This is a genomic window from Ruegeria arenilitoris (genome assembly GCF_013032855.1).
Lineage (GTDB): Bacteria > Pseudomonadota > Alphaproteobacteria > Rhodobacterales > Rhodobacteraceae > Ruegeria > Ruegeria arenilitoris.
In genome coordinates this window covers 1,117,764-1,129,886 of sequence record NZ_WQDA01000001.1, presented here as the reverse complement: position 1 = coordinate 1,129,886, position 12,123 = coordinate 1,117,764, and the positions used below count along the sequence as shown (strand labels likewise).

11 protein-coding genes are annotated in these 12,123 nt (G+C 63.4%); 2 read left to right on the top strand and 9 right to left on the bottom strand.

Features of this window, described 5'->3' with window-relative positions; all coding sequences use genetic code 11:
- Positions 1 to 35 precede the first annotated feature (35 nt).
- A complete protein-coding gene (locus GOW72_RS05505; RefSeq protein WP_170365762.1) occupies positions 36 to 1,217 on the top strand; it encodes a BaiN/RdsA family NAD(P)/FAD-dependent oxidoreductase in 1,182 nt (393 codons plus the stop codon).
- Here the strand turns inward: GOW72_RS05505 and GOW72_RS05500 are convergent.
- The 9 genes from GOW72_RS05500 to mraZ all read right to left on the bottom strand — a co-directional run bounded on the left by GOW72_RS05500 (position 1,214) and on the right by mraZ (position 10,871).
- Positions 1,214 to 1,588, bottom strand: a complete 375-nt coding sequence (locus tag GOW72_RS05500; protein WP_093964839.1) for a glycine zipper family protein — start codon at positions 1,586 to 1,588, stop codon at positions 1,214 to 1,216. The genes GOW72_RS05505 and GOW72_RS05500 overlap by 4 nt on opposite strands.
- A 110-nt stretch (positions 1,589 to 1,698) precedes the next feature.
- Entirely contained in the window at positions 1,699 to 3,093 is a 1,395-nt protein-coding gene (gene murD / locus GOW72_RS05495; protein WP_170365759.1) for a UDP-N-acetylmuramoyl-L-alanine--D-glutamate ligase, read from the bottom strand.
- 150 nt (positions 3,094 to 3,243) lie between these two features.
- Positions 3,244 to 4,326 (bottom strand): phospho-N-acetylmuramoyl-pentapeptide-transferase, encoded by a 1,083-nt coding sequence (mraY, locus tag GOW72_RS05490; RefSeq protein WP_170357281.1) that lies wholly within the window; start codon positions 4,324 to 4,326, stop codon positions 3,244 to 3,246.
- A gap of 34 nt (positions 4,327 to 4,360) precedes the next feature.
- Positions 4,361 to 5,755, bottom strand: a complete 1,395-nt coding sequence (locus GOW72_RS05485; RefSeq protein ID WP_170365756.1) for a UDP-N-acetylmuramoyl-tripeptide--D-alanyl-D-alanine ligase — start codon at positions 5,753 to 5,755, stop codon at positions 4,361 to 4,363.
- A complete protein-coding gene (locus GOW72_RS05480; protein WP_170365753.1) occupies positions 5,752 to 7,233 on the bottom strand; it encodes a UDP-N-acetylmuramoyl-L-alanyl-D-glutamate--2,6-diaminopimelate ligase in 1,482 nt (493 codons plus the stop codon). Before GOW72_RS05480 ends, GOW72_RS05485 begins: the two co-directional genes overlap by 4 nt.
- Before the next feature lie 21 nt (positions 7,234 to 7,254).
- On the bottom strand, positions 7,255 to 9,042 hold the full coding sequence (locus tag GOW72_RS05475; RefSeq protein WP_170365749.1) for a peptidoglycan D,D-transpeptidase FtsI family protein: 1,788 nt from the start codon (positions 9,040 to 9,042) through the stop codon (positions 7,255 to 7,257).
- Positions 9,039 to 9,407, bottom strand: coding sequence for a cell division protein FtsL (ftsL, locus tag GOW72_RS05470; RefSeq protein ID WP_093964833.1), 369 nt, complete (start codon positions 9,405 to 9,407; stop codon positions 9,039 to 9,041). Before ftsL ends, GOW72_RS05475 begins: the two co-directional genes overlap by 4 nt.
- A complete protein-coding gene (gene rsmH / locus GOW72_RS05465; protein ID WP_170366037.1) occupies positions 9,404 to 10,399 on the bottom strand; it encodes a 16S rRNA (cytosine(1402)-N(4))-methyltransferase RsmH in 996 nt (331 codons plus the stop codon). Before rsmH ends, ftsL begins: the two co-directional genes overlap by 4 nt.
- 4 nt (positions 10,400 to 10,403) lie before the next feature.
- The gene (gene mraZ / locus GOW72_RS05460; protein ID WP_254920219.1) at positions 10,404 to 10,871 is read right to left on the bottom strand and encodes a division/cell wall cluster transcriptional repressor MraZ; all 468 of its coding nucleotides are present in this window, start codon (positions 10,869 to 10,871) and stop codon (positions 10,404 to 10,406) included.
- 953 nt (positions 10,872 to 11,824) lie between these two features.
- Here mraZ and GOW72_RS05455 point away from each other — a divergent pair.
- The gene (locus tag GOW72_RS05455) at positions 11,825 to 12,049 is read left to right on the top strand and encodes a DUF1127 domain-containing protein (RefSeq protein WP_093964832.1); all 225 of its coding nucleotides are present in this window, start codon (positions 11,825 to 11,827) and stop codon (positions 12,047 to 12,049) included.
- Positions 12,050 to 12,123: the final 74 nt, after the last annotated feature.

The following is a 12,123-nucleotide window of genomic DNA, read 5'->3' as shown; positions in this document are numbered from 1 at the left end:
TTGTCATTGGCGTCAATCCGCGCCAAGGGCGAGGTATGCGATTTGACACGATCATACTGGGCGCCGGAGCCGCCGGCATGATGTGCGCCGCCCATTGCGGCGGGCGTGTGCTGGTGATCGATCACGCCAAGGCGCCGGGGGAAAAGATCCGCATCTCGGGCGGAGGGCGGTGCAACTTCACAAACCTCTACGCCGGGCCGCAGAACTTCCTGTCGCAGAACCCGCATTTCTGCAAATCGGCGCTGGCGCGGTACACGCAATGGGATTTCATCGACCTTGTGGGCCGTCACGGCATCGCATGGCATGAAAAGACGCTGGGGCAGCTGTTCTGCGACGGCTCATCGAAGCAGATCATCGCCATGCTGCTGGCCGAGATGGACCGCGCGGGCGCAGAGCTGTGGTTGCACACGTCGTTACGCGATCTGCGCAAGACCGAAGCCGGCTTTGAACTGGTGGTCGAGCGCGAGGGTGCGCGATATGACCTGAGCTGTGCCAACGTGGTATTGGCCACCGGCGGAAAATCCATCCCCAAGATGGGTGCGACCGGGCTAGCCTATGACATCGCCGCGCAGTTCGGATTGCACGTCACCGAGACCCGCGCCGCTTTGGTGCCGTTCACCTTCCCCGATGGGCGGTTCAAGGACCTGTCCGGTGTTTCCGTCCCCGCGCGACTGTCGAACGATCGCACGAGTTTCGACGAGGCGCTGCTGTTCACCCATCGCGGCCTGAGCGGGCCGGCTGTGCTGCAACTGTCCTCATACTGGCGCGAGGGCGAGGCGATCCGGATCAACCTGATCCCCGAGCTGCCCCTTTTCGACCTTCTGCGCGAACGGCGGCAAAGCGCAGGCCGCAAGGCCCTGACCACCGAACTCGCGCGCCACCTGCCCGCCCGCCTGGTCGAGTTTCTGAGCGCCCAGATCCCGATGCGTGGCAACCTGGCCGATCAGTCGGATGCGGCGCTGCAGGCACTGACCGATGCGCTGAGCGACTGGGCACTGACCCCCTCGGGCACCGAAGGGTACCGCACCGCCGAGGTCACCCTGGGCGGCATCGACACGGACAGCCTGTCTTCCAAAACGATGGAGGCAAGGGATGTCCCCGGCCTCTATGCAATTGGTGAAGCGGTGGATGTCACCGGATGGCTGGGCGGATACAATTTCCAGTGGGCGTGGTCCTCGGGCCACGCCGCCGGAATTGCGATCGCCGGTCGCCTTTAGCCTACGACGTTGTAGCCGCGGCCGCGCATGCAGTTGCGGACGATGACTTCCTGCTTCTGGGTGTTTTGCAGAGCGCTGGCGCCTGCCCCCACCAGTGCGCCAGCTACGGCCGCACGGCCCAGATCGCTTGCGCTGTCGTCGATGATGGCTTTGGTGCCCGCAGCACCCGCCGCGCCAATGGCCGCCGCCCCAGCGGTATTGCTGTCGATCGTGCCCTGCTGCCGCGCTACGGCCTGACACTGCGCCAGGTCTGCGTTGTAGTTCGGGCTGACGGGTCCATCCACAATGGGTTGGTAGTTCGCGCCTGTGTTCGTGCAGGCCCCTGCCACCAGGATGGCCGGCAGGATCATTGAAAGCTTGCGGTTCAGCATGGTCTTAACCTCGTGTTGAATTCCTAGGGTAACAAAATCATTAATTCTGGTGCGTCAAGCTGATAGCACTTCAATTTGGCCCAACCGGCGGTTCATTGCAAATGTACAGTTCAAAGCCGCTTTTGAACCTGCGCCACGAAATCGTCGCCGCGCTGTTCGAAATTGTCGTACTGGTCGAAACTGGCCGCCGCGGGCGCCAGCAGCACGGTTTCACCCGGCGCGGCGTCGCGCATGGCCTGTTCGACTGCCTCGGCCATTGTGGTGCAAACGCGGGCCTCAACCGACAACTGCATGGCGAAGCCGGCCGCCTCGCGCCCGATCACATAGGCGCACAGAACCTCGTCGGTCGCGTCGTTCAGCGCGGCGATACCCCCCTCTTTCTCAAGCCCGCCGCAGATCCAGCGGATTTTTTTGAACGCGCCCAGCGCCTTGGCCGCGCTGTCGACATTGGTGGCCTTGGAGTCATTCACGAATGTCACACCGTTTGCCTCAGCGATGATCTGGCTGCGGTGCGGCAAGCCTGGATAGCTGTGCAGCGCGTCCTCGATCAACTTGGGCGCCAGGCCCAGCGCGCGGCAGGCGGCATAGGCCGAGCACGCGTTTTGGTGGTTGTGGGTTCCGGGCAGGCCCTTGATGCCGCGCAGGTCGATCGAAGCGGCCTGGCGCCCCTTGCGGTATTCCGAGAGGAACCCCTTGCGGGCAAAGACCTGCCAGCCCGGGCCGGCCAATTTGCGCGCCACCGAGACGCGGATCACCCGGTCGTCGCCCGGCCCTTCGGCCAGTTGACCGGCTAGAAACGCGCCTTCGATCTCGTCCACGCCGATCACGGCACGGTCGGGACCGCCTTCTGAGAACAGGCGGCGTTTGGCGGCGAAATAGCCGCCCATGCCCCCATGCCGGTCCAGATGGTCGGGCGAGAGATTGGTGAACACCGCCACATCGGGCGTCAGCGCACGCGCCAGCTCGGTCTGATAGCTGGAAAGCTCCAGCACCACCACTGATCCGTCGCCGCCGGGCTCGATATCCAGCACGCCGCGCCCGATATTGCCCGCCAGCTGCGCCTCGCGCCCCGATTGGGTCAGGATATGGTGGATCAGCGCCGCCGTGGTCGACTTCCCGTTCGAGCCGGTGACGGCGACCACACGCGGCGGCACATCGAACTTGTCCCATTCGGCACCGCCCAGCGAGCGGAAGAACAGACCAATGTCATTGTCGACCGGAACGCCGGCCTGCAGCGCGGCGGCAACAACCGGGTTGGGTTCGGGATAAAGATGGGGAATGCCGGGCGATACGATCAAGGTGGCGATCGCGTCAAAGGCGCCTTCCCGCCGCAGGTCCTGACACATGAACCCCTCGGCCTCGGCCTTTTCGCGCGCGGCGGGGTTGTCATCCCAGCACACCGGCTCGGCTCCGCCGGCCCGCAATGCGCGCGCCGTGGCCAGGCCCGACCGCCCCAGCCCCAGAACCGCAACCTTATGTCCTGAAAACCCTTTGACCGGGATCATGCCGCGCACCTTCTTCCATCTGCCAATGCGCCGCCACCCTGTACCGAAGAATTGACCCTTGGCAAGGGCGGCGTCAGGCTCGCGCCCTCGGCGCGAGCCGGGCCCAACGGGTACAGGCGGGCCGCAGGCCCACCTCGCCCGGCGGGAGCCTTACCGTACTTTCAGTGTCGCAAGGCCAATCATCGCCAGGATCAGCGAGATGATCCAGAACCGGATCACGATGGTTGGCTCGGCCCAGCCCTTCTTCTCATAGTGGTGATGGATCGGCGCCATCAGGAACACCCGCCGCCCTGTGCGTTTGAAATACAGCACCTGGATGATCACGCTTAGCGCCTCCACCACGAACAGGCCGCCGACGATGGCCAGAACCAGCTCGTGCTTGGTGGCAACGGCGATGGCGCCCAGTGCGCCGCCGAGGGCCAGCGAGCCGGTATCCCCCATGAACACCGCCGCTGGCGGGGCGTTGTACCACAGGAACCCAAGCCCGCCGCCAAACAATGCGGCGGTGAATATAAGGATCTCACCCGTGCCGGGGACATAGTGCACGTCCAGGTATTCGGTAAAGTCGACGCGACCCACCGCATAGGCGATCACGCCCAAAGTCGAGGCCGCGATCATCGCGGGCATGATGGCCAGCCCGTCCAGCCCGTCGGTCAGGTTAACGGCATTTGCCGCCCCCACGATCACCACGATCGAGAACGGAATGTAGAAGATACCCAGATTGATCAGCGTGTCCTTGAAGATCGGCACGGCCAGCTGGTTCTGCAGCATCTCCGGGTGGTGCAGCGTCGCCCACAGCGCGGCCAGCGCGGCAATAATGATGCCCAAAGCCAGGCGCATTTTGCCTGAAACGCCCTTGGTATTCTGCTTCGATACCTTGGCATAGTCGTCCGCAAATCCGATGGCTGCGTAGGCCAGCGTGACGAACAGAACCATCCAGACATAGGGATTGTCCCACCGCGCCCAAATCAGCGTGGACGTCACCAGAGCACCGACAATCAGCAGCCCGCCCATCGTGGGCGTGCCGGCCTTGTTAAAGTGACCCTCGGGGCCGTCATCCCGAATTGGCTGACCCTTGCCTTGTTTCCGGCGCAGCACATTGATCAACGGCTTGCCGAACAGGAAGCCAAAGATCAGGGCCGTCAGAAAGGCGCCGCCTGCGCGGAACGTGATGTAGCGGAAGAGGTTGAAGAAATCCCCTCCGTCCGACAGGCTGGTCAACCAATAGAGCATTACAAAACCTTTCTCACACCGCGGTCATGGGTGGTCATGCATCAAGCGCGCCCACTTGCCCCATTTTCCGCAAACCGTCAACAATCCGTGCCAGCGCCATGCTGAGCGAGCCTTTGGCCAACATGGCATCGCCCGCCCGAACCAGCTGCGGAAGCTCTTGAACCATTTCGGCGCTGGTCTCGAACCACAGCCCGCGCTTGTCCTCGGGCAACGCCTCGTGCAGCGCCCGCATCAACGGACCGATGCAATGCACCTTGTCGATCCGTGCCATGGCCGGCACATCGGCCAGCCCTGCGTGCATGGCGCGCTCTTTTGGACCCAGCTCCTTCATGTCGCCCAGAAAGGCGATGCGCCTTTCGCTCTGCGCTGCCGCCAGCACATCCAGCGCCGCCGCCATCGAGGTCGGATTGGCGTTGTAACTATCATCCAGCAGTTCGATCTGCCCGCCATCCGGCAGGGCCAGCATCTCGCGCACGCCCCGCCCCGTGACCGGCGCCCATTTGGCGAGGCCGGTGATGGCCGCGTCCAGATCGACACCCAGCGCGACGCAGGCAGCCAGCGCGCCTAGACCGTTCATGGCAAAATGCGTCCCCGCAGATTGCACGTCGAAAGCGAATGGCTGGCCCATGGCCTCGGCGGTCACGTGGATGTCCGTGGGCGACTGGGTCACGCCGGTCAGCCGATAATCCGATGCGGTGCGGCCGAAATCCACGATCACCGCGCCATGCCGGGCAGCGCAGGTGCGCAGGATGACGGTATGATCCAGGTCGGCGTTCACGATGGCGGTGCCGCCGGCCTCCAGCCCATCAAAGATGGCGGCCTTTTCGTGAGCGATGCCGGCAACCGACTCGAACGCCTCAAGGTGAACCGCGGCGACGGTGGTGACCAGCGCCACATGCGGGCGGGCCTGTCGCGCCAGGGGTGCAATTTCGCCGGGGTGGTTCATGCCGATCTCGATCACCGCATATTCGGTGTCGCGCGGCATCCGGGCCAGAGTCAGCGGCACGCCCCAATGGTTGTTGTAGCTGGCGACGCTGGCATGGGTGCGGCCCTGATCCGACAGGATGGTCGCCAGCATCTCCTTGGTCGAGGTCTTGCCGACACTTCCCGTCACCCCAACCACGCGGGCCTTGCACCGGTCACGGGCGGCGCGGCCCAACGCCTCGAGCGCGGTCTGTACGTCATCGACGATCAGCAGCGGCGCATCGGGGGCCACACCGTCGGGCACCCGCGAGACCAGCGCGGCGGCGGCCCCTTTTTCCAGCGCCTGCGCCACGAAATCATGCCCGTCGCGCGCCGCCTTCAACGCCACGAACAGGTCGCCCGGTTGCAGCGTGCGCGTATCGATGGACACGCCGCCCGCCTGCCAGTCGGTCGTGGCCCGTCCGCCCGTCGCGGCGGCGGCCTCGGATGCGGTCCAGAGCGTCATGCGACCCTCCCGTCCAGTGCGGCCACGGCGATGCTGGCCTGCTCCACATCATCGAAGGGCAGAACCTGGTCACCCACGATTTGCCCGGTCTCGTGCCCCTTGCCCGCGATCAGCAGCGCATCGCCCGGCTGCAATGCATCGATGCCGCGCAGGATGGCCTCTGCCCGGTCGGCAACCTCGGTTGCGTCGGGGGCCCCGGCCATCACCGCGGCGCGGATGGCTGCGGGGTCTTCCGAGCGTGGGTTGTCGTCGGTGACAAAGACGATATCGGCGTTCTCGACCGCGGCGCGGCCCATCAGCGGGCGCTTGGTCGCGTCGCGGTCGCCGCCCGCGCCGACGATGGCGATCAACCGGCCCATCACATGCGGACGCAGTGCCTGCAACGCGGTGGCCACAGCATCGGGCGTGTGCGCGTAGTCGACGAATACCGCAGCCCCGTTGCCGCGGGTCGCGGCCAACTGCATCCGCCCCCGCACCGTAGTCAGATGCGGCAACGTGTCGAAGACATGGTCGGGCTCGTCTCCGCTGGCAATGACCAGCCCGCAGGCCAGCAGGACGTTTTCCGCCTGGAACCCGCCGATCAGGTTCAGCCGGGTCTGGAAGGTCTTGCCGCGCCAGGCAAAGCGCAGATCCTGCCCGGTGGCGTCGAACCGTTGATTCAACAGGCAAAGATCGACATCCCCGCTGCCCACGGTCAGAACTGTCTGACCGCGTGCTTGCGCGATATCACGGATCGCGACACCTTTCGGATCATCCATGTTGATCACGGCCGTTCCGTCCTGCGGCAGAACCCGGTCGAACAGGCCGGCCTTGGCGGCGAAATACGCCTCGAACGTCGCGTGATAGTCCAGGTGATCCTGGGTGAAATTCGAAAACCCCGCCGCCGTCAGATGCACGCCGTCCAGCCGGCGCTGTTCCAGACCATGTGACGAGGCCTCCATCGCGGCGTGGGTCACGCCGGCCTCGGCGGCCTCGGCCAGACAGCGATGCAGGGTGATGGGTTCGGGTGTCGTGTGGGCCAGCGGTGCCGTCCACGCGCCCTCGACCCCTGTGGTGCCGAGATTGACGGCCATATGGCCCAGCTCGGTCCAGATCTGGCGCACGAAGGTTGAAATCGAGGTCTTGCCGTTGGTACCGGTGACCGCCACCATGGTGCGCGGCTGCGCCCCGAACCACAATGCGGCGGTGTACGCCAGCGACTGGCGCGGGTCCTGCACCACCACGAGGGCGGCGTCCGAGGCGGCCAGTTCATCGGCGGCGATCCGCGCTCCTTCGGCATCGGTCAGGATGGCCGCAGCCCCCATTCGCAGGGCATATTGGATGAATTCGCCCCCGTGCACGCGCGTCCCCGGCAGCGCCGCGAACAGAAAGCCGTCTTTGACCTGACGGCTGTCCACGGCCAGCCCGGTAATCTCCGGGTCAGCACCGCCCCGCGCGGTCAGGGCCAGCTGGCTGAGTTTCTTTGACCTTGCGCCCATGACCCACCTCTGTCGGACTGCCTAATTCGAGGTCAGCGTTATAGCAGCGCGATCCTCAGGCTCAAGCCGCGGGCGCAAGCCCAGCAGCGGCGCGATGCGGCCGATCAACTCGGCCGCCACGGGTACCGCCGTCCAGCCTGCCGTGCGGCGCTTTTCGCCGTAGGCCAGGATCGACGGTTCGTCCAGCGCAACGATCAGAACATATTTCGGATCGTAGGCCGGAAAGACCGAAGCGAAGGTGGCGATCACCTTGTCATCATAGTACCCGCCGCGCGGTTTGGGCTTGTCGGCGGTGCCGGTCTTGCCGGCCACGGCATAACCCGGCACGTCACCAAAGCTGGCGGTTCCATCCGTCACCACCTTGCGCAGCATCATCAGCGATTGTTTGGCCGCGCTTTCCGACATCACGCGCGGCCCGTATTGCGGACCGTTGCGGCGCAGGATCGTGGGGCTGACATAATGCCCGCCATTGGCGATGGCCGCATAGCCCGCCGCCAGATGCATCGGGCTGGTCGACAGGCCGTGGCCGTAGGAAATGGTGACGGTGCTCAATTCACCCCACTTCTTGGGCTTGAGCGGCACCCCGCCCTTGGCCTCGACGATCTCGAACGGGGTGGGGTCGAACATGCCCAGCACGTCCAGGAACTGTTGCTGGCGCTCGGCGCCGATCTGCAGCGCCAACCGCCCCGTGCCGCGGTTCGAGCTGTGCACAATCACATCGGCCACGCTGATCTTGCCGTAATTCTTGCCGTTAAATTCGCCGATCGGGAAACGCCCGATCTTCATCGGACCCGAGGTGTCGATGATCGTGTCGGCATTGACCAGCCCCAGATCGACCGCTTGCGCGGCAGTGAAGATCTTGAAGACCGACCCCAATTCGTACACGCCCTGCACATAGCGGTTGAACAGAGGGCTGTCCGAGGGGTCAAAGCCCGAGGTCGGCGGGCGCGGACGGTCGTTCGGGTCGAACGAGGGCAACGAGGCGGCAGCAATCACTTCGCCGGTATGGGCGTTCATTAGAACCGCCGAGGCGCCCTTTGCGTTCATGATCTTCATGCCGCCGTCCAACACCTGTTCCACCGCCGCCTGAACGGTCAGGTCAAGCGACAGCTGCAGCGGCTTGGTTCCGTTGGCCGGGTCGCGCAGATAGTCATCGAACTGTTTTTCCACCCCGGCCACACCGATCACCTCGGCAGCCGAGACGCCTTCGCGCCCAAAGCCTGACCCGCCAAGGATATGCGCGGCCAGCCGGCCATTGGGATAAAGCCGCATTTCGCGCGGGCCGAACAGGATGCCCGGATCGCCGATGTCGTGCACCGCCTGTTTCTGCTCGGGCGAGATGCGTTTCTTGATCCACAGGAATTTGCGCTTGCCGGTGAAGTCCTTGACCAACCGCTCTTTGTCCAGATCCGGGAAGATCGCCACCAGCTTTTCCGCGGCCGCGATCGGGTCGATCATCAGCGGGGGCTGGGCATAAACGGAATATGTATCAAGGTTGGTCGCAAGGATTCGGCCTTCGCGGTCCACGATATTCGCCCGCTGCATGGCAATCGATGCGCCCGGGGCGCTCGCCAGCGGTTCTTGCGCCTCCGAAGTAGCCAAAGCGCCCATCCGGAACCCGACAACGGCAAATGCCGCAAAGAAAAACGCGCTGAGCACCAGCAACCGCCCTTCGGCGCGGGCGCGGGCGCGGTCCTTCATCTCTTCGTGGCGGCGGCGGATGTTCTCGCGCTCGATCACCTTGGGGTTTTCCCCGCGGGCGCGGGCCTCAAGGATGCGGGCAAGCGGGCGGAGCGGTGTTCGCGTCATGGGATCTGAACCTCGCCCAGGGCCTGGGTGTCGGTGATCGCCTGCAGTTCGATCGGGTCGGCGATGGGCAGGTCGGGATCCTCGGCATAGGCGATCTGGTCCGCGCGCCCGAACTGCTCGGCGCGGAGCGGCAGAAGGCCCAGACGCTCGAAATTCAGGTCGGCCAATTCACGCAGTCGGTCCGGACGGTTCAGATAGGCCCATTCGGCCTGCAATACAGCCAGCCGGGCCTGCGCCGCGCCGATCTGGTGCTGCAGAGACTGGGTTTCCTTCAGCACCTGTTGGGTGCGGTAGTTTTCCTGATAGGCCCACAAGGCCAGCCCGAAAACACCCAAGGCGGTCAATACAAACAGAATACTCTTCATCTTGCCTTTCCCCCGATCATGGGCATGCCGATGGCGCGGGCATCAATTTCCCCCGCCGGAGCATCGGTACGAACAGCAACCCGCAACTTGGCAGAGCGCGCGCGCGGGTTGTCCTGCAACTCCTGCGGGTCGGGGCCGATGGCTTTGCGGGTCTTCAATGTGAATTGCGGCTGATCCTGCTGGATTTCGGGCGCATAGCGGTTGGCACGGCCGGTCTTGCCAGCGCGCGACTGGAAAAAGCGTTTGACCATCCGGTCCTCGACCGAGTGGAAAGTGACCACCGCCAGCTGTCCACCCGGCTTCAACGCGCGCTCGGCGGCCATCAGGCCCATGAACAATTCCTCGTATTCGGCATTCACCGCAATGCGCAGCGCCTGGAACGACCGCGTGGCCGGATGGGACTGGCCGGGCTTGGCGCGGGGCAGGCAGGATTCGACGATCTCGGCCAGACGCAGGGTGGTGGTGATGGGCGACTCGGTGCGGGCCTTGACGATGGCGCGCGCGATGCGGCGGCTTGCCCGTTCCTCACCGTAGTGGAACAGGATGTCGGCCAATTGCTCCTCGGTCGCGGTGTTGACCAGATCAGCTGCGCTTTCGCCCTCCTGGCTCATGCGCATGTCCAGCGGGCCGTCTTTCATGAAGGAAAAGCCGCGCTCGGCCTGGTCCAGCTGCATGGACGAGACACCAAGGTCCAGCACCACGCCATCAAGGTCGTTGGCATATTCATCCATGCGCGAGAAAACACCCGGTTGCATCACCAGCCGGTCGCCATATTCGGCTGCCCAATCCGCCGCCATTTCAAAGGCCAATGGATCGCGATCGACGCCGATTACCTTGTCGGCGCCAGCCTCAAGCAAACCCCGGGTATAGCCGCCCGCACCAAAGGTACCATCCAGCCAGGTGCCGGATACCGGACGAACCGCGTCCAGCAACGGGCGCAGCAGAACGGGAATATGGGGTTTGTCAGATGAAGTGTGATCCGCGCCGGCCATGCCGTCACGCACCTTCGATGCCGTCAAGGAACTGCATCGGATCGAAATCCTCGGGCAGTTCGTCCAACCAGTCTTCGGTGGCGGCCAGTTCCTCGGCCTCGTATGTCTCGGGCTTCCAGATCTGGAACGTGTCGCCCGCGGCGATAAAGAACGCCTCGCCCTCCAGCCCGATCTTGTTGCGCAGCTTGGCCGGCAACACCAGGCGACCCGTTTCATCGACATTGGTCGGGAAAGACTGCCCATGGAACAGGCGCTGCAACATCTTGCGCTGCATCGAGCCGCGTGGCAGCGCGTCGATCTTGGCGTCGACCTCGTCGATCGCCTCCATAGTATAGCATTCAAGGTATTTGCGGCGGTGGTCACCGTAAACAATCACCAGTTCAGGATTGTCACCGGGCTGCCAGTTGGGGTCCGAGGCCTCGAGCACACGGCGAAACGAGGCCGGGATCGACACCCTGCCCTTCGCGTCCACCTTGTGGTGGCTTTCACCTCTAAACCTGCGCGCCAAGACGACTGTCCCTTTCGCTTGCGCCCCACCTACGTCTTCCCCCGGATGAAAAACGGCGGGTTGATCTGCTGCCACTGATCAACCCGCCGCATTGACCCGCTGTGCGGGATGTCCAGCTGCGCGCGCCACCTGGGGGGATGTCTGCTCGCCCGCGCGCCGGATCTCTTGAGTGATGAAAGCGAGATGCCTGTATGAAACCTGTTTATTTTTGGTTCGGGGTCGTTTGGCGCCCCATGTGCCTCGTCCTCATCGGATGAATAAGGGATGCCATGGGAATTCATGGAAATCAATGAGATTTTTTTCCAAGAAGGTTAGATTCGGAAAACTACAGCAGTGGAAATTCATACGCAAATACGAAAAATGACCACAGGTAGACAACTAGTAATATCCAAGCACAATATATAGACATATTTTGCGCGGGAAAAATTTTCCCACGATTTCCCACATCTTATGCTCAACAACCCCGATTCCACCCAACACCCCTCGCTTATTCGACCAAATGGCGCCGAATCACCCTGCGATCCAGGCCGAACCCAAGAGAGACCGCCCCGAATTTCCCACCAATTCCCGCCAGTCCCACAAAGTCCCATAGCCCCGCCCAAATCGGGAGTTGGGCCAGACGCACAAAAATCGCGCAGTCCTGAACCGCACAAATTCCGCGTTTACGCGCGCAAATTTTCATCAAATGATGGGCGGCAGCCAGGCCGGAACAATGCCCCGCAGTTCGCGCTAACGAAAATTTCCATATTTTAAAGGCATATTTACGGGTGTCGGGATTCCGACAGTCAATCTATGCACTTGCTGCATAGCAGCATTGATCCTGTCCGGTATTGTGCAATCGCAGCATTTGCCTATCTTCAGTCTCAAGCAAGCGCCGGAACATAGCGGCGGCAACGACAGATGATTGGGTAACGAACATGGCAGTCGCAAGCACCAACAGCGCACACAAAAGCGCATCGACATTTGGTTTCGCCTCTCTGATCGAAACCATGAAGACCCGTATCGCACGCTATCGCGTGTACCGCCAGACGGTGAACGAACTGTCAGAACTGTCGGACCGCGAGCTGGCCGATCTGGGCCTGCACCGTTCGATGATCCGTCGCCTGGCCATGCAGGCCGCCGAAGAACAATTTGCGCGCTAAGCGCCACGAAACACCGAGATCAGGTCCACTCCTCCTCCCATAGGACCTGTATTTCAGCGGCAGCGTCTCTCCTC